Source organism: Aeromonas sp. QDB11, from assembly GCF_027705265.1.
GTDB classification, from domain to species: Bacteria; Pseudomonadota; Gammaproteobacteria; order Enterobacterales; family Aeromonadaceae; genus Aeromonas; species Aeromonas allosaccharophila.
Genome location: NZ_JAPDBM010000012.1, coordinates 1 through 17,928, shown reverse-complemented (window position 1 = coordinate 17,928; position 17,928 = coordinate 1). Strand labels below are relative to the sequence as shown.

Genomic DNA, 17,928 nt, shown 5'->3' with positions numbered 1-17,928 from the left:
GTGATCCCGCTCTGATTGAAATGGGGCCGCTCGCCCCAATCTAGAGCAACATACACTCGCATTTGCGTTGAGCCTGCTGGCTCAACCCCCAAGCACACTGATGGAGTAGCCCATGGCGCTGAGCACAACCCAGGAAATCATTGCCGATATCAAGGCTGGCAAGATGGTGATCCTGATGGATGACGAAGACAGGGAGAACGAAGGCGACCTCATCATGGCCGCCTCCTGCGTCCGTCCTGAGGATATCAACTTCATGGCCCGTTACGGCCGTGGCCTCATCTGCCTGACGCTGACCCGGGATCGCTGCAAGCAATTGGCGCTGCCGCTGATGGTTGATCGCAACAATGCCCAGTTCTCCACCGCCTTTACCGTGACCATCGAAGCGGCCGAAGGGGTGACCACAGGTATCTCCGCCGCCGATCGCGCGGTGACCGTGCAAGCGGCAGTGGCACCCAATGCCAAGGCGGCCGATCTGGTGCAGCCGGGCCATATTTTCCCGCTGATGGCGCAGGATGGTGGCGTGCTGACCCGTGCCGGTCACACCGAAGCGGGCTGCGATCTGGCCCGTCTGGCCGGTTACGAGGCGGCCTCCGTCATTGTCGAGATCCTCAACGAAGATGGCACCATGGCGCGCCGTCCGGATTTGGAGGTGTTCGCCGAGCAGCACGGCATCAAGCTCGGCACTATCGCCGACCTTATCGAGTACCGCAACCAGCATGAGACCACGGTCGAGAAAGTGGCCGAGTGCAAGCTGCCCACCGAGTTTGGCGAGTTCGACCTCATCACCTTCCGTGACACCATCGACAATCAGGTTCACTTCGCCCTGAAAAAGGGTGAGGTACAGGCCGATCAGCCAACGCTGGTGCGGGTCCATCTGCACGATGTGCTGAGCGATCTGCTGCTGACCGACCGTCATGCCGCCCGCAGCTGGCCGCTGCCCAAATCCATGGCGCGCATCGCCAGCGAAGGCGGGGTGCTGGTGATTTTGGGGGCTGAATCCCATGGCGAGGAGCTGCTGGCCCGGGTCAAGGGCTTTGAAGCGGCCGACAAGGGGCTGGCACCAGAAGGGGCCAAGTGGCAGGGCACCTCGCGCCGGGTCGGCGTGGGCTCCCAGATCCTCAAGGCGCTGGGCGTGAGCAAGATGCGCCTGCTGAGCTCGCCGAAGAAGTACCACGCCCTCGGTGGTTTCGGGCTGGAAGTAGTGGAATACGTCGGCGAGTAAAGGACTCAAGGTTCTACCAGAGAAGTACCATCCCCTTCCGGGTGGTTTCGGTCTGGAAGTCGTGGAATAGGTCGGCGAGTCAGCTCGCCGGACTGGTTACATCGCGATCATGGCTGTCTATTGCGGCCATGGTTTTTGTCGTGGGTCTGTTGTGCTAGAATGTGCGCACTTTTGACTCCGGCCCTTTTGATTGCACAGATACAGGATTTCCAATGAAGGTTATCGAAGGAAATATCGCCGCTCCTGAGGCGCGCGTTGCTATTGTTGTTGCCCGTTTCAACAGCTTCATCAACGACAGTCTGGTGAACGGTGCGGTGGACGTACTGAAGCGTCAAGGTCAAGTGCAGGACAGCAACCTGACACTGGTAAAAGTGCCGGGCGCGGTTGAAATGCCATTGGTCATCAAGAAGCTGGCCAAGAGTGGTCAATACGACGCCATCGTGGCGGTCGGTACTGTCATCCGTGGCGGCACCTACCACTTCGACCTGGTGGCAAACGAGAACAGCAAGGGCATGGCTCAGGTAATGATGGAATATGAAATTCCCGTTGCCTTCGGGGTGCTGACCACTGAAAACATTGAACAAGCCATCGAGCGTGCAGGTACCAAGGCGGGTAACAAGGGTGCAGAGGCTGCACTGGCAGCGCTCGAAATGATCAACGTCCTGAAAGAACTGGACGTGTAACGAGGAGAAGTACATTGAAACCGTCTGAGCGCCGTAAAGCCCGCCATTGCGCCACCCAGGCCATCTACCAGTGGCAGATGACCAAGGCTAACGTGGGTGACATCGAAGAGCAGTTCAAGATCGATCAGGACACCAAGGGTGTAGACCTGAGCTATTTCCGCGATCTGCTGTTCGGGGTAGCCCTCCACTGCAACGAGCTGGACAAGGTGTTTGCACCTTACCTCTCCCGTCCGCTGGAAGAAGTGGACATGGTGGACAAGGCGATCCTGCGTCTGGCGACCTATGAGCTGACCCGTCGTGATGATGTACCGCCGCGCGTGGTCATCAACGAAGCGATCGAGCTGGCCAAAGCCTTCGCCGCCGATGACAGCCACAAGTTTGTCAACGGTGTACTGGACAAGGTGATCAAGTCGCTGAACAAGCGTTGATCCTGCTGTCCGTCAGCATCTAAGAGAGGAGCCAGCTTATTGCTGGCTTTTTACTGTATGGGTGAATTTGAGCTGATTGATAAGTACTTCAAGGTTCCCCACGCCCGCAAGGACGTGGTGATGGGCCCTGGAGATGACTGTGCCCTGCTGACCCTGCCCCCCGATACCCAACTGGCGGTGAGCACCGACACTCTGGTTAGCGGCGTACACTTCTTTCCCGACATGGATCCGGTGGATCTCGGCTACAAGGCGCTGGCGGTCAATCTCTCCGATCTCGCCGCCATGGGGGCCGAACCGCGCTGGGTGTCGCTGGCGCTGACCCTGCCTGCCATCAACGAAGGCTGGGTCGCCGGTTTTGCCGAAGGATTTCTGGAGCTGGCCGAGTATTACAACGTTGCGCTGGTGGGTGGGGATATGACCCGCGGGCCGCTTTCCATCACCATCTCGGTGAAGGGATCGGTGCCTGCCGGACGTGCTCTGATGCGCAGCGGTGCCAAAGCCGGTGACGGCATCTATGTCACCGGCACTCTGGGCGATGCCGCGCTGGCGCTCTCCCACCTGCTGGGCAAACGCACTCTCAACGAGAACCAGTTGGCCGCCGTGCTGCCACGGCTCGACCACCCCCATCCCCGCATTCTGGCCGGACAGGCGCTGCGCGGGCTGGCGGGCAGTGCGCTGGATCTCTCCGACGGTCTGGCATCAGACCTCGTCCATATCCTCAAGGCCTCCGGCGTGCGGGCCCAGATCGATCTCGATCTGCTGCCGCTCTCGCCGGTGCTGCAGGATGCGGTGAGCGAGCAGGAGGCGTGGCAACTGGCGCTGGCCGGTGGCGATGACTACGAGCTCTGCTTTACCGTGCCGGAAGAGCATCGCGGCGCGCTCGATACGGCGCTGGCCCACAGCGGGGTCAAGTTCAGCCGCATCGGCCGCATCGTGGCGGGCGAGCCCGGCATCGACTACCTGCGTGGCGAACAAGCGGTGGCGTTGCAACTGAAAGGGTGGGATCACTTCGCATGAGCCTGTTCAGGATAAAACCCGAGCTGAAACGACTGGATCTGAAAAATCCGCTTCACTTTCTGGCGGTGGGGTTTGGTTCCGGTCTCAGCCCCAAGGCGCCGGGTACCATGGGTACGTTGGCGGCCATTCCGCTCTACCTGCTGGTGAGCGGGCTGCCGACTCACTGGTTCATCGCCTTGCTGGCGGTGGGCTTTGTGGTGGGGATCCGCATCTGCCAGAGCGCTACCGATGCCATCGGCATGGCAGATCATGGCGCCATCGTCTGGGACGAGGTGATCGGTTTTGGCGTCACCATGATCGCCGCGCCAGCCGGTTGGGAGTGGGTGGTGGCGGGCTTCGCGCTGTTCCGGCTGTTTGATGTGCTCAAACCCTGGCCCATCTCCTGGTTTGATCGCCGCATTCACGGCGGATTCGGCATCATGCTGGACGATCTGATCGCCGGCCTGTTCGCCCTGTTTTGTATGCAATTACTGGCGTTCTGGCTCGGCTGAATGCCCCCTTCCGGGGGATGACCGTTCTGGCATCCCCCGATTTATCTCTGCTTAATTTTCATTCATCGGCATATGCTGCCGTTTATCATCCATTTCACATAAATATTCACTACTCATTCGGGGCTTGTGACCGTTTTCGAAATAGTGATAAATGCTGCTTGTTGCGTTGTTGTTGAAATTAAAGTAATGATACCAATAGATGTACGGACGCACCGGCCATTTGTGTGATGAAAATCATCATTTAACGCTACCGAATTGATGGTTATCTGCACAAAACATTGCGGAATTGTATAACTCAATCATTTACACCCGTGGTCAAACCGTCTAAGTTACTCGCGGGTTATTCCAAAAAAATGCAAAAAACCCGCCCGGATCGCTGGTTTCGCTGCCTCATGGATTGAGCAAATATTGCCCAAGGTAACAACCGGCATCTGCGGCTGATTTACGGACGAATTATTTGGGACGGATGTCCCCCGCAGAGGTAAACATGTCCTTGCTCGAAGTAAAGAACTTGCGGATCGAGTACCCCTCCCGCTACGGGGTGCTGGCCGCGGTGAAGGATCTCTCTTTCTCTATCGAAAAGGGTGAGATTGTCGGGGTGGTCGGTGAATCTGGCGCCGGCAAGTCCACCATCGGCAACGCCGTCATCGATCTGCTAAGTCCCCCCGGGCACATCGCCCGTGGCGATATCTATCTCAATGGCGAGCTTATCTCCGGCAAGAGCCAGAACGAGATGCGGGCCATTCGTGGCTCCCGTATCGGGTTCATCTTCCAGGATCCCATGACCTCTCTCAACCCGCTGTTCACCGTTGAGCATCAGCTGGTCGAGACCATTCTGGCCAATACCAAGCTCTCCCGCGAAGCGGCCTTTGCCAAGGCGCTGGAGCTGATGGGGGCGGTGGGTATTCCGCAGCCGGAGCTGCGCATCAAGCAGTATCCGCACCAGTTCTCCGGCGGCATGCGTCAGCGGGTGGTCATCGCCATCGCCTTGTCGTGCGATCCTGAGCTGATCATTGCCGATGAGCCGACCACGGCGCTGGACGTTTCCATTCAGGATCAGATCCTCCAGCTTATCCGCGCCCTCTGCAAAGAGCGTCAGGTGGGCTGCATGCTGGTGACTCACGACATGGGGGTTGTCTCCAACGTTACCGACAAGGTGGCGGTGATGTATCGCGGCGATCTGGTGGAGTTCGGTCTGACCGAACAGGTGCTGGGCAGCCCCAATCACCCCTATACCCGCAGCCTCATCTCGGCGGTCCCCCGTTCCGATGTGAAGCTGGTGCGCTTCCCGCTGGTCTCCTATATCGAGGATGCCAGTGCGCCGGATACCAATATCGACCTCAAGACCCACTGGCTCGGCCAGAGTCAGGACGAGCGTGCCTATGAAGGGGCGCTGCTGCGGGTGGAAAACGTCGATCTGAGGTTCGTCACCAAGGACTCCATCTTCCCGAGCCGCCGCCAGTATGTGCGCGCCTGCAACAACATCAGCTTCGAGATCTTCGAAGGGGAGACCTTCGGTCTGGTGGGGGAGTCGGGCTCCGGCAAATCGACCATTGCCCGCGCCATCACCGGCCTCTATCCGCCTGATACCGGCAAGATCTTCTTCGAGGGGATCGATCTCACCGCCCTCAAGAGCGAGCGCGAGCGCCGCCCGCTGCGCCGCCAGATGCAGATGGTGTTCCAGAACCCCTATTCGTCAATGAACCCGCGCATGAAAGTGCGCGACATCATTGCCGAGCCGATCCGTTTCCACCAGCTGGCGAGCAGCGAGAGCCAGATCGAGGGGATCGTCAACGATCTGCTGGATCATGTCGGGCTCGGCCGTGGTGCCGGGGTCAAGTATCCCCACGAGTTCTCCGGCGGCCAGCGCCAGCGCATCTCCATTGCCCGCGCTTTGGCCACGCGCCCGCGTTTCCTCATCTGCGATGAACCGACCTCGGCGCTGGATGTGTCGGTGCAGGCCCAGATCCTCAACCTGCTCAAGGATCTGCAGCAGGAGCTCAAGCTCACCATGCTGTTTATCAGCCACGATCTGCCGGTGATCCGCCAGATGTGCGACCGCATCGGGGTGATGCAGCACGGCCATCTGGTGGAAGTGGCCGAGACCGAGAAACTCTTTACCAATGCCGAGCATGAGTACAGCCGCAAGCTGATCTCCCTCATGCCGGAGTTCAAGGGAATGTCCCGCGAGGGGCTGGAAATCGCAAGCTAGGAGAGCGCCGGTGCGCCGGTCTGCTTGTCAAAAAAAGTGTCATAAGAAAGCCAAAAGCATGGAGAACAAGATGAAGAAAGGATTGTCCAAGATTGCCCTGGCGCTGTTTGCCGCCGGTTTCGCCTTCAGTGTCTCAGCCGCTGATATCAAAGTGGGTGTCGCCTCTGACGCCACGTCGCTGGATCCGCAGGAGCAGCTCTCCGGTCAGACCCTGGAGATGTCGCACCTGGTATTCGATCCCCTGATGCGTTACACCCAGGATCTGAAATTCGAGCCCCGTCTGGCCGAGAAGTTCGAGCGTGTCGATGACAAGACCGTCCGCTTCCACCTGCGCAAGGGGGTCAAGTTCCACTCCGGTAACGACTTCACCGCTGACGACGTGGTGTGGACCGTCAACCGCCTGAAAGCCTCCGTCGACTTCAAGGCGATCTTCGACCCGATCAGCGAAGTGAAGAAGGTCGATGACTACACCGTCGATCTGATCACCGCCAAGCCGTTCCCGCTGGTGCTGCAGACCGTCACCTACATCTTCCCGATGGACTCCAAGTTCTATACCGGCAAGACCGAAGCAGGCAAAGACAAGGCCGAGATCGTCAAAAACGGCGACTCCTATGCCTCTACCCACGTTTCAGGCACTGGCCCGTTCACCGTCAAGTTCCGCGAGCAGGGTGTGAAGCTGGACTATGCCCGCAACGCCAACTACTGGGACAAAGCCTCCAAGGGTAACGTCGAGAACCTGACCGTGGTGCCGATCAAGGAAGATGCGACCCGTGTTGCTGCCCTGCTGGGTGGCGACGTGGACATGATCTATCCGGTCGCGCCGAACGATCTGGAGCGCGTGAAGAATGGCAAGGACTCCCAGCTGGTCACCCTGTCCGGTACCCGTGCCATCATCATCGAGCTGAACCAGAACACCAACCCGGCGCTGAAAGACAAGCGTGTGCGTCAGGCGATCAACTACGCCATCAACCAGGTGGGCATCGTCGAGAAGATCAACAAGGGCTTCGGTACTCCTGCTGGCCAGCTGAGCCCGAAAGGCTATGCCGGTCACAACGAGGCGCTGGTGCCCCAGTATGATCTGGCCAAGGCCAAGGAGCTGATGAAGGAGGCCGGTTACGAGAAAGGCTTCAAGATGACCTTCATCTCCCCGGCAGCCCGCTACGTCAACGACGTCAAGATTGCCCAGGCGGTCTCCGCCATGCTGGCCAAGATCAACATCAAGGTGGATCTGAAGACCATGCCGGTGGCCCAGTACTGGCCCGAGTTTGACAAGTGCGCCGCGGACATGCAGCTGATCGGTTGGCACTCCGACACTGAAGATACCGCGAACTTCTTCGAGTTCCTGACCTTCACCAAGGATGCCAAGACCGGTATGGGCCAGTACAACTGCGCCGGTTATGCCAACGCCGAAGCTGACAAGATGGTGATGGATGCCAATGCCGAGACCGATCCGGCCAAGCGTGCCGAGATGCTGAAGAAGGTCGAAGCCATGCTGATCGAAGATGCTGCCTACGTGCCGTTGCACTGGGAAGATCTGGCCTATGGCGCCAAGAAGAACGTCGACATCAAGCCGGTAGTCAACGTGATGAACTTCCCTTACCTGGGTGACCTGGTGGTCAGCAAGTAAGAGAACGTCGCAAGGAAGGACGGGGCGGGGTGGTCAGCTGCTGGCCACTCCGCCCACTAACAGAAGCCTGTGCCACGACACAGGCCACGTAGAAGGACAAGCATGTTTACATTCCTGCTGAAACGGTTCTATCAGGCCGTGATAGTGATGTTCGTCATCAGCCTGGTCGCCTTCTCCATCCAGGATAACCTGGGTGACCCGTTGCGCGAGCTGGTGGGACAATCCGTCTCCGAAGCCCAGCGTCACGAGTTGCGCGAGAAGATGGGCCTTAACGATCCCTTCCTCATCAAATACAGCCGTTTTTTGAAAAATGCGGTGCATGGGGATTTGGGCACCTCCTATTTCTTCAAGCGACCTGCTCTCGAGGTGATCCTCGACAAGCTGGTGGCTACCCTTGAGCTGGTGTTTGCTGCCGCGCTCATCATCGTGGTGGTCTCCATTCCACTCGGTGTCTATTCGGCGATCCGCCCGCGCAGCATTCCCACCAAGATCATCATGGCGGGGAGCAGTATCGGCATCTCGATCCCGGTATTTTTGACCGCCATCATGTTGATGTACCTCTTCTCGATCCAGCTGGGCTGGTTGCCGGCCTATGGCCGTGGCGAGACCCGTAACCTGCTGGGCTGGGAGTCGGGCTTCTTCACCTGGGATGGTATCAAGCACCTGATCCTGCCTGCGGTGTCGCTCTCCTCCATCATGCTGCCGCTGTTTATCCGGCTGGTGCGCTCCGAGATGCTGGAGCAGCTCTCCTCCGAGTACGTCAAGTTCGCCCGCGCCAAAGGGCTGGACAACAACAAGGTCTACTATCAGCACGCCCTCAAAAACACCATGCTGCCGGTCATTACCGTTGGCGGGGTGCAGATCGGCACCATGGTGGCCTACACCATCCTGACCGAGAGCGTGTTCCAGTGGCCGGGAACCGGCTTCCTGTTCCTTGAGGCGATCCACCGGGTCGATACCCCGCTGATCACCGCCTACGTCATCTTCGTGGGACTGATCTTTGTGGTGACCAATACCCTGGTCGACCTGCTCTACGGGTTGATTAACCCGACCGTTAACCTGACCGCCAAGGGGTAACAGATGACTAATGCTGTAACTGCAAGCCCAAGCCGTTGGGCACGATTCAAGAACTCTGACATCGTCTACTACTTTGTGCGGGACAAGGTAGCCATGTTCAGCTTTGCGGTGTTCGTGGTGTTTGTGCTGGCGGCGCTGCTGGCGCCCTGGCTGGCACCGCACAACGTCTATGACCAGACCAGCTTTGACCTGATGGATGCCGAGTTGCCCCCCTCCTGGCTGGAAGGTGGCGAGGAGCGCTTCTGGCTCGGTACCGACAACCAGGGACGCGATATCTGGAGCACCATCCTCTATGGCGCCCGCATCTCTCTCTCCATCGGCCTGTTTGCGGTGGCGCTGCAGCTGGTGCTCGGCATCGTCATCGGTCTGATCGCCGGTTACTTCGGCGGTCGCATCGACAACTTGCTGATGCGCTTTGCCGACGTGCAGCTGTCGTTCTCCACCATGATGGTGGCGATCATCATCTCTGCCATCTTTCAGGCAACCTTTGGCTCCGAGTTTTACTCGCGCTTTGCCATCATGATGCTGGTGGTGATCATCGGTATCGCCGAGTGGCCGCAGTACGCCCGTACCGTGCGCGCCTCTGTGCTGGCGGAGAAGAAGAAGGAGTATGTGGAAGCAGCCAAGGTGATGGGGTTCCGTGCCCCGCGCATCATGTTCCGCCACATTTTGCCCAACTGCCTGTCGCCCATTCTGGTGATCTCCACCGTGCAGGTGGCCAACGCCATCATGAGTGAGGCGGCCCTCTCCTTCCTTGGTCTCGGGATGCCGGTTGATCAGCCCTCGCTCGGTTCGCTGATCAGCGTCGGCTTCAACTACATCTTCTCCGGCTCCTGGTGGATCACCGCATTCCCGGGCATCTGTCTGGTAGTTCTGGTGCTGGTCATCAACCTGCTGGGTGACTGGCTGCGGGATGTGTTTAACCCCAAGATCTACAAAGGTTAACGCAGGCTGATTCTGAGGCGCCGAGTCGCAGCTGTCAGGACATTTTGATGAAAAAAATCCGAAACCGGTTCAGCCTGTTTCGGATTTTTATTGGTATTGAACAGACACCTTGCTGAATGCACGCCCACCGGTTTGCGTGGGATATGTTTCTGCCAGTGTCAGTCTCTTGAAACTGGCTATCAGACCAAGCGGCTGGAAAGGCACATCCCGGTGGGATTCGGTCCGTGGATCAATATCGCAGGCCACTCATCAATAGTGCGGCGGCGGGGTCTCTTCGGCCATGCTGGCAATCTGGCTGGGCTGTACGCTTTGCAGTTTGTCGATCAGCAGCTGGATCTGGTATTTGAGCCGATCGAGTTCACGGCCCTGGGTGGTTACCTCGTCATTGAGCTGCTCTATGGTGTACTCCGCATAGGCGAGACGGGTTTCCAGGGTTTCGATGCGATCGTTAAGTTGCTGACTCATGGGCCTTCGGGTCCTTACTTGATTGTCCAGATTTCGGCCAGACCACTGGAGCTGGCACTGACAAGGTGGCTATTGTCGCGCAAAGCGACGCCGTAGACCACTGCGCTGGGCGGTTTCACCTTGGGTTGCGGCGAGACACGCCAGCTCTGCAGCAGGGCGCCATCGCTCACTTGCCACAAGGAAAGCTGACGGGAAGGGGCGCCGGTGATGAGCCACTTGCCGTCGTTGGCAAAGCGGGCGCTGGTGTAGACCTCGAAGCGGTGATCATATTGCAACTGACTCACCTGTTTGCCGGTTTTCAGATCCCAGATGCTGGCCCGGCTGCTGTCGGCGGTGAAGGCGTAGCGACCGCTCGGCTCCAGTCTGGCCATGATCACCCGGCCGCCATGGTTGAACCGCCAGATCACCTGCCCGCTGCGGGTATCCCACAGATAGGCGCTGTAGTCGTTGCCGCCGGTCAGGGCGTAGCGACCGTTGGCGGAGAGATCCACCGTATTGACCTGTTCGGTATGCCCCAGAAACTGCAGGCGACGACCGCTGCGGGTATCGAGCCACTCGGCCTTGCCATCTTCCCGGCCTATCAGTACATAGCGCCCGTCGGCAGAGAGCGCGATGTCCCTCAGCTTGGATTCAGGAAGGGAGTAGTAGCCTTGTGACTGCCCGTCGTTCAGCCGCCAGGTGGCAAAGGTGTCGGGGGTGGCGGTGACGGCATGGCTGTTGCCTTCGGAAAAACGGGTAATGAATACCAGATCATCCGCCGAATCGGATTGCTTCCAGCGCCAGCGTTGACGGTTCTGTTCCAGATCCCAGACGATGATGCCCTGGCTGATGCTGGAGACGATGGCCTGCTTGCCATCACTCGATAGATCAGCGGTCAGCAGACCCGTGCTGGCGAGGGTCATTTGCTGGCTGGGTTGGGAGCTCTGCTCGCAACCGGTGAGCATTAAACAGAGGCTCACCAGATAAATGGCACTTTTTATCATTTTTGCGGTCTCACGCTTTTGTTACCTGCGATCACGGCGTTAGTATAAGGCGCTTAGCACGATAAACCTCTCATTTCACGATGGAACCGAGAGCGGTATTTGGAGTTTGGAGAAACTGATGAACAAATTTCTGAAGGTGTCCCTGTTGGCGGCGGCGGTTGCCGTCGGTCTGACTGCTTGCCAAAAAGACGAGAAGCCTGCTGCGGCCAATACCGCCGAAGTGAAGGCAGAAGCCAGCAAGCCGGCAGAGGCGACCAAGGCCGAAGCCAAGAGCTTTGAAGAGCAATCCGGCTACGCAATTGGCCTCTCCATGGGTCGTTACATCGCGAACACCCTCGAGCGTCAGCAGGAACTGGGCATCAAACTGGACAACGCCGTGATCCTGAAAGGGGTCACCGACGGTCTGGGCAAAGAAGCCAAGATGACTGATGAAGAGATCCAGAAGGTACTGCAGGATTACGACGCCAAGATCAACGAGCTGACCAAGGCCAAGGCCGAGAAAGACGCTGTTGAAAATCTGAAGAAAGGCGAAGAGTACCTGGCTGCCAACGCCAAGAAAGAGGGTGTGAAGAGCACCGAATCCGGCCTGCAATATCAGGTCGAGAAGATGGGTGACGGCGCCAAGCCGAAGTCTACCGACATCGTCAAGGTTCACTACACCGGTACCCTGACCGACGGCACCAAGTTCGACAGCTCCGTCGATCGTGGCGAGCCGGCCACCTTCCCGCTCAACCAGGTTATCCCGGGTTGGACCGAAGGCGTGCAGCTGATGCCGGTTGGCTCCAAGTTCAAGTTCTTCCTGCCGTCCAAGCTGGCCTATGGCGAGCACGGTGCAGGCTCCATCCCGGCGAATGCCGTGCTGGTGTTTGACGTTGAGCTGCTGGCTATCGAGAAGCCGACTGCTGACGACGCCAAGAAGTAATTCCTTCTTGTAGTGAAAAACGGCTCCTTAAGGAGCCGTTTTCACTTGTACATCTCCTATAATCGCGGGATAACAGAGCTGTCTTGGCGTTGGGTTTGTGCGCGAAAAAAGGCAAAATAGATCGCAGAATCAAATACAAGGATGAGTCCGGTGGCTGAAAATAAATCGCGTGTCCTGCTGGTGGAAGATACCCGTAGTCTGGCGGTGGTCTATGAACAGTACCTGCGCCAGGAGGGGTACGAGGTGGTACTGGCCGACTGCGGTCAGCAGGCACTGGCGCAGTTGCTGGCAAGTCCTCCCCCCGTGGTGCTGCTGGATCTGGAACTGCCGGATATGTCCGGCATGGATATTCTGCAAATGATCACCGAACAGCAGTTGCCTTGCTCGGTGGTGGTGATCACCGCCCACGGCTCGGTGGATGTGGCGGTGGAGGCGATGCGCCTCGGTGCATTCGATTTTCTGACCAAGCCGTTTGACAGCAAGCGGCTCTGCGCCACCGTTCGCAATGCCTTGAAACATCAGCAGTTGAGCTCGCTGGTTGCCCACTATCGGGAGAATTTCGAGCGCAGCTCGTTCTTCGGCTTTATCGGCGCTTCTATGGCGATGCAGGCGGTCTATCGCATCATCGAGAGTGCAGCGCCCAGCAAGGCGACCGTCTTTATCACTGGCGAGAGCGGCACCGGCAAAGAGGTGTGTGCCGAGGCGATTCACCAGTGCAGCCCCCGCAGTGAACAGCCCTTTATTGCCCTCAACTGCGCCGCCATTCCCCACGATTTGATGGAGAGCGAGATCTTCGGCCATGTGAAGGGGTCCTTTACCGGCGCCCAGGGGGATCGCAAGGGGGCGGCCAGTCTGGCCGATGGCGGCACCCTGTTTCTCGACGAGATCTGCGAGATGGACCTGGATCTGCAGAGCAAACTGCTGCGCTTTATCCAGACCGGCACCGTACAGCGGGTCGGCAGCGGCAAGCTCGAGACGGTGGATGTGCGCTTTATCTGCGCCACCAACCGGGATCCGCTGGTGGAGGTGAAAGCGGGGCGTTTTCGCGAGGATCTCTACTATCGGCTCCATGTCATTCCGCTCACCCTGCCGCCGCTGCGGGAGCGGGGCGAGGATATCCTGCTGCTGGCGCGCACCCTGCTGCAGAGCTACGCCAAAGAAGAGAACAAACGCTTCAAGGATTTCGACGTTGAGGCGGCGCGAGTGCTGCTCGACTACCCCTGGCCCGGCAACGTACGCGAGCTGCAAAACGTGGTGCGCAATATCGTGGTGCTCAACGATAAGGAGCTGGTGAGCCCGAATATTCTACCGCCACCGCTCAATGGAGTTCGTCCCCAGCTGCCGGCGGCGATTGCGGCGGCCGTGGCATCGGCTCCGGCCGCCACCGGGGTGGCCAACGGGCCGATCCGCCCGCTCTGGCTGGTGGAAAAAGAGGTGATCGAACAGGCCATCGCCAGCTGTGACGGCAATATTCCCAAGGCGGCGGCACTGCTCGAGATCAGCCCTTCCACCATTTACCGCAAGAAGCAGAGCTGGGAAGAGGTGAGCGCGACGTGAGTCGTGACGTGTTCTGGCTGAACGCCCGCAAGATGTAAAAGGGGGGGAACGGTTCAACCGAGTGACGGGCGGCATTGGCCGCCCTCTCTTTTGGGGGCGAAGTCAGAGTTTGGCGAGGCGCTTGAGGCGGGCCAGTCGCTCCCCCTCGTTGGCGCTGAACCAGCGATCCTGCGATAACAGAAACCAGGCGCGGGAGAAGTATTCTGCGGCCAGCGGATCGTCCAGCACCAGGGCATTCTCCCCCAGCTCTTCAAACAGATAACCATCCTCCGGCTCGCCCGCCTCGGCCATATCGGCCTTGAGCTGGAGCAGCTCTGCCAGTGCTTGCTCATGTTGACCCTGAGCCCGGGTCAGGCGAGCCAGACTCCAGCGGGCGATAAACGCCTTGGCCGGCTGGTTATGCTGCAGATGCCAGGCCAGACACTTCTGCTGCTGGGTTTTCGCCTCCTCGAAGCGGCCCAGTTCGAACAGGGTCCAGCCCTGGTTGTTGTAGAGGGGGGCAAGCCAGCCGCGCACCTTCTCGTCACTGCTGCGCTCCACCAGCTCCATCGCCAGTTGATTCCAGCGGCTTTGCTCTTCAAGCGGAGCCGCGATGGCGATCATGTGGGCGGCGTCGATGGCGAGATAGGTCTCCTTTTCCTTGAGCCCCAACTGCCAGGCTTGTTCAAACAGGGTTTTGGCACTGGCCTTGTCGCCCGCCGAGTTAAAGGTGCGGCCTCGCTCCAGCAGGGCCCGGATCCGCGCTCTGGGGGTTGTGTCGGTGAGACGTGGTTCTATCTCGTCGAGCAGCTGATGGGCTTCGGCAAACTGGCGCAGCAGCGAATGGGTGCGGGCTATCTGGGTCAGCAACTCCAGCTCGAGTTGCAGGTCGGCGGCAGCGCGTGCTTCGGGAAGGAGTGCGTGAAAACGCAGGGCGGTGGCGGCGGGATCCTGATAATCCCACTGCGCCATGAAATCGGGCGGATTGTCCATTTGGCCTCCTTGCTGGTTATCCTGTCACCAAGATGCCTGCAGGCCATTGTTTGTACAAGGGGCGCCCGTCACAGAGCGCCCCTTTGATTCATGCCAACGGCTGTGGTCAGCCGATCAGTAGACCATGGCTAGGCTCATCAGCATCAGACCGAGGGCTGCGAAGGCACCCTCCTTGATGGCGAGCCGTGGCACCAGCGCCTTGGGCAGGGCCGGAAACAGGCTCAGAGCAAAGCCAAGCCCCGGCATCAGCCAGTGGAACGCCGGATTGCGCAGGGCGGGATCGGCGGCGCCGTTGATGATGATCAGCAAAATAAACAGAGTGAAGGAGGGGAGGATAAACCAACGCACCCCACCGGCGGCGACCGCCCGCAGCGGTGAAATGCGATAGAGCAGCATGGTCACAAGGAACAGCACAAAAGGGGCCAGCAGATAGAGCGGAGCGGGGTTCATAACATCTTTCCTGAAAACTGATCGTCAAAACACGGGGGTCTTAAGCAAGAGGCGCGGGATTTAATCACTCTTCGCAGGTAATCACCAGCAGCCCGGGGCCAGGCTGTGAAGAGGATCCCGGATAAAGGTTTGCTTCCGTGCGCCTTAGCGCAACCAGAACCAGGCTGCGGCAAAACCCAGCCAGCTCAACACCAGCAAGATCCAGGGCAGGGGATGCTGATGGCTTACTTCAACCAGCTCGAGCTGATCGTCTTGCTCTTCGGTTTGCTGCTCGCCCTGTGGTTGCCGGGCTTTGGCTTGCAATTTTTTCTGGCGGCTCGCTTCGCGGGCCCGCGCCTTCATCTGCTTCTTGTATTCATCGATGCCTTTCTGGATCCCTTGCGCGATCAGCTGGGTCTGCTCCTTGGTCTGCCCCTGCTTCTGGTTGGCGCGGGCAATTTTCATCGCCTCCTGCTGGGTCTCGGGGGAAATCTTGTCGTACTTGGCCATCAAATCATCTCCTCTGGCATTGCTGGCTCGGGAGTATGCCATAAAAACGGCGCCCTCAGGCGCCGTGGTGCATACATACAGATTTATGGTTTGGGGGGGGCATAGTAAGTTACAGTTTGGTATGGCAGTGCAGTGAGCGTTTCTTGTGTTTCTGCATATTCCATAAACATTTCGTTTTCACCTACGCCGGTATCAACGTAATCGCCTTTATTGGGAAGCTCTTCACGCTTGAGCAGGCCGTTATAACCATCTTTACCTGCAGCAATATAGGTATTTGAGCCGACGCGGTAGATTTTTTCATCGTCCAATGGTGCCCATTGGCCGTTTGCATCCAGCACTTCCAGCTTGGTGATACGAGAACCTTTGGCCAGTTTGCCATCGTAGGTGTAGCTCAGATGGCCAACATAAGGGAAGGCTCCACTGGATGCTGCAATCCCGGTCTGGTGACCAATTGCGTAGTCGACTGCATACTCCAAAGTGGCACGAACATCTTTACCTTTTAAGTTAAAGGCGGCGATCTTGTTGCCAAAAGGCAGCAAGGTTCCCATGACATATCCAACGGTGAGCGGTGTGGCATTGACGTCAGCTCGCACGCCACCCGCGTTTTGAATGGTGAAATCAACCTTGGTATTAAGCTGGTTCAGTTTCCAGTAGAGTGATTCAGCGACCAGAGGATCGATGAGGCCCGCGCCATCTGGTGTGGTGGGAACCCGGACATGCGGCAGTTTGACCGGAACATCTGCTATGACCTTTGCCTCCAGTGCTGCGACAGCCGGTTTGTACTCGGTATCGATCACATCACGCATGGTCTGATCTTCGGGCACGATCTCGATAACCGGGGACTTGGCGATATAGTCAACGACATTAGTCTGCTCGGAACCACCCAACGGCACTTTGATGGTTTTTTTACTGTCTTTGGGGTCGGGAACTGACTTGGTGAAGTCATCGCCACTCATCAGGGTATTACGCCCTTCACACTTGGTGATGGTGCCTTCTTTGCTCAGGGAAACATTGACCAGGCCATAGCCTTTGGCCCACTCACCGGCTTGAACAATACAGGTTTTGCCGCCATCTGGATTAGTGACCATCTGGGCGTAGGTGTTGTCATCGCTCGGATTCTGGTTATGGGCGGTGTAGCCAATGGATTTTAGCTCATCCATATCACCCAGGAATGTTTGAGAGTGCCCACCCACGATCAGGTCGATACCGTTGACAGCCTTGGCGACAGCTTGGTCTGATTGCAACCCGATATGGGTCACCATGATAATTTTATTGGCGCCTTTTTTCTTCAATGCATCAACGGTTCGCTGCGCTGACGCAATCATTGGTTGGAACTGAGTGTCTTTATCTGGTGAAGAAATATCGTGCATATTGTCGAGTACCAGACCGAATATGCCTACGCTCTCGCCGTTTATTTCTTTAATGATATATTCGTGAATATTCTGGTTGTCTTTTAGCGCGCTGCTACTAGATTTGACCAGGTTAGCGGCCACGATCGGGTAATTGACTTTGGCCGCATAATCATTTAGGGGGCCATTGCCCAGATCAAACTCGTGGTTGCCCAACGTTGCTGCATCGATCCCCATATCCGAGAGCAAGCGGGACTCTTCTTCGCCACGGAACTGAGTGAAATAGAGTGTACCCTGGAAGGCATCTCCGCCAAACAGGGTCAGGAAGTGACGACCATCTTTGCCAGCCTGCTCGCGCAATTCATCCAGTTTGAACTTCAGCCGAGGATAGCCTCCCAGTTTGGCGAAAAACTCGAACTTCTGTTGACCCGTAGGCTGTATGGCCAAGCCATTCTCCGTCGGGTCCAGATGGGCGTGGGTATCGTTGATATGAGCAACGGTTAATTCAAGAGGAATATGCTCTTTGCTGGTATTTTCAGAATTGCAGGCTGTCAGCCCAAACAGAGATAAAGAGATAGTGACGGCTAGTAGTGTCTTTTTCATTGGTAAGAGTCCCATATTGTTATTGTCCTGTTGATTCCGTAGCGAACAGGAGTGGAGAGATTTTAGACATAACGTTAGGAATGAAAATAAACAACTGCTGTACCTTTGAACTACCGCACACTAAATCAATGTAAAACGTTTTCTTTCTGTGTCTTTATTTGTCCATATCAAGGGTGATTATATTGATAGGTTAGATATTAATTGTGGTGAGATCATCAAATAGCTAACCATCATCATGAGATAAAATTTCAGAGTATCTACCTACTTAACCTGAGATCGGTTTAAGCCAGCATTATCACGGCTTGCTCTTCGGATGTAAGATTCAAGGCTGGCTTGTTGTCTTTGTGGCAGTACGCGATCAGCCCTCCAAGCAGATTCAACATAAATCCATGCATACTCCTGTGCCGTGAATGCTCTATCTGCGAGATGTTTTTCA

The 17,928-nt window shown here is 57.5% G+C and carries 17 protein-coding genes and 1 pseudogene; 11 read left to right on the top strand and 7 right to left on the bottom strand.

Annotated features, from left to right (window positions below; genetic code table 11):
- The first annotated feature begins 112 nt into the window (after positions 1-112).
- From ribBA to OKC40_RS05870, 9 genes are all read left to right on the top strand, one after another.
- Positions 113-1,222, top strand: a complete 1,110-nt coding sequence (gene ribBA / locus OKC40_RS05910) for a bifunctional 3,4-dihydroxy-2-butanone-4-phosphate synthase/GTP cyclohydrolase II (protein ID WP_075114379.1) — start codon at positions 113-115, stop codon at positions 1,220-1,222.
- A 212-nt stretch (positions 1,223-1,434) separates the two neighbouring features.
- Positions 1,435-1,905 carry a 6,7-dimethyl-8-ribityllumazine synthase gene (ribH, locus tag OKC40_RS05905; protein ID WP_005338866.1) on the top strand — a complete coding sequence of 157 codons (471 nt, stop codon included), beginning with the start codon at positions 1,435-1,437 and terminating at the stop codon, positions 1,903-1,905.
- A gap of 14 nt (positions 1,906-1,919) precedes the next feature.
- The gene (gene nusB, locus OKC40_RS05900) at positions 1,920-2,333 is read left to right on the top strand and encodes a transcription antitermination factor NusB (RefSeq protein ID WP_042656704.1); all 414 of its coding nucleotides are present in this window, start codon (positions 1,920-1,922) and stop codon (positions 2,331-2,333) included.
- Positions 2,334-2,390: 57 nt separating this feature from the next.
- Entirely contained in the window at positions 2,391-3,350 is a 960-nt protein-coding gene (gene thiL, locus OKC40_RS05895; RefSeq protein ID WP_075114392.1) for a thiamine-phosphate kinase, read from the top strand.
- Positions 3,347-3,841, top strand: coding sequence for a phosphatidylglycerophosphatase A family protein (locus OKC40_RS05890; protein ID WP_234601216.1), 495 nt, complete (start codon positions 3,347-3,349; stop codon positions 3,839-3,841). Before thiL ends, OKC40_RS05890 begins: the two co-directional genes overlap by 4 nt.
- Before the next feature lie 487 nt (positions 3,842-4,328).
- On the top strand, positions 4,329-6,053 hold the full coding sequence (locus OKC40_RS05885; RefSeq protein WP_182969657.1) for a dipeptide ABC transporter ATP-binding protein: 1,725 nt from the start codon (positions 4,329-4,331) through the stop codon (positions 6,051-6,053).
- A 70-nt stretch (positions 6,054-6,123) separates the two neighbouring features.
- Positions 6,124-7,680: an ABC transporter substrate-binding protein gene (locus OKC40_RS05880; RefSeq protein WP_182938963.1), complete on the top strand. Its 1,557-nt coding sequence runs from the start codon at positions 6,124-6,126 to the stop codon at positions 7,678-7,680.
- Positions 7,681-7,782: 102 nt separating this feature from the next.
- Positions 7,783-8,757 (top strand): ABC transporter permease, encoded by a 975-nt coding sequence (locus tag OKC40_RS05875; RefSeq protein WP_005343520.1) that lies wholly within the window; start codon positions 7,783-7,785, stop codon positions 8,755-8,757.
- Positions 8,758-8,760: 3 nt separating this feature from the next.
- Positions 8,761-9,702, top strand: a complete 942-nt coding sequence (locus tag OKC40_RS05870; RefSeq protein WP_234601215.1) for an ABC transporter permease — start codon at positions 8,761-8,763, stop codon at positions 9,700-9,702.
- A 249-nt stretch (positions 9,703-9,951) separates the two neighbouring features.
- Here the strand turns inward: OKC40_RS05870 and OKC40_RS05865 are convergent, their stop codons facing one another.
- Positions 9,952-10,167, bottom strand: a complete 216-nt coding sequence (locus OKC40_RS05865; RefSeq protein ID WP_005335285.1) for a SlyX family protein — start codon at positions 10,165-10,167, stop codon at positions 9,952-9,954.
- A 14-nt stretch (positions 10,168-10,181) separates the two neighbouring features.
- Positions 10,182-11,150: a hypothetical protein gene (locus OKC40_RS05860; protein ID WP_234601214.1), complete on the bottom strand. Its 969-nt coding sequence runs from the start codon at positions 11,148-11,150 to the stop codon at positions 10,182-10,184.
- 118 nt (positions 11,151-11,268) lie between these two features.
- Here OKC40_RS05860 and fkpA point away from each other — a divergent pair, with 118 nt between their 5' ends.
- Positions 11,269-12,072, top strand: coding sequence for an FKBP-type peptidyl-prolyl cis-trans isomerase (fkpA, locus tag OKC40_RS05855; protein WP_042060902.1), 804 nt, complete (start codon positions 11,269-11,271; stop codon positions 12,070-12,072).
- 150 nt (positions 12,073-12,222) lie between these two features.
- Positions 12,223-13,629, top strand: a complete 1,407-nt coding sequence (locus OKC40_RS05850; protein ID WP_270794461.1) for a sigma-54-dependent transcriptional regulator — start codon at positions 12,223-12,225, stop codon at positions 13,627-13,629.
- Positions 13,630-13,731: 102 nt separating this feature from the next.
- Here OKC40_RS05850 and OKC40_RS05845 read toward each other — a convergent pair whose 3' ends face one another.
- From OKC40_RS05845 to OKC40_RS05825, 5 genes and pseudogenes are all read right to left on the bottom strand, one after another.
- Complete coding sequence (locus OKC40_RS05845) at positions 13,732-14,601, bottom strand: tetratricopeptide repeat protein (protein WP_234601212.1); 870 nt, start codon at positions 14,599-14,601, stop codon at positions 13,732-13,734.
- 114 nt (positions 14,602-14,715) lie between these two features.
- Positions 14,716-15,051: a hypothetical protein gene (locus tag OKC40_RS05840; RefSeq protein ID WP_042060908.1), complete on the bottom strand. Its 336-nt coding sequence runs from the start codon at positions 15,049-15,051 to the stop codon at positions 14,716-14,718.
- Between the two features lie 144 nt (positions 15,052-15,195).
- The gene (locus tag OKC40_RS05835; protein WP_234601249.1) at positions 15,196-15,540 is read right to left on the bottom strand and encodes a DUF2956 domain-containing protein; all 345 of its coding nucleotides are present in this window, start codon (positions 15,538-15,540) and stop codon (positions 15,196-15,198) included.
- An 83-nt stretch (positions 15,541-15,623) separates the two neighbouring features.
- Complete coding sequence (locus OKC40_RS05830) at positions 15,624-17,492, bottom strand: bifunctional metallophosphatase/5'-nucleotidase (RefSeq protein WP_182938967.1); 1,869 nt, start codon at positions 17,490-17,492, stop codon at positions 15,624-15,626.
- Positions 17,493-17,773: 281 nt separating this feature from the next.
- Positions 17,774-17,928: pseudogene (locus tag OKC40_RS05825) on the bottom strand (IS982 family transposase); the annotation flags it as partial.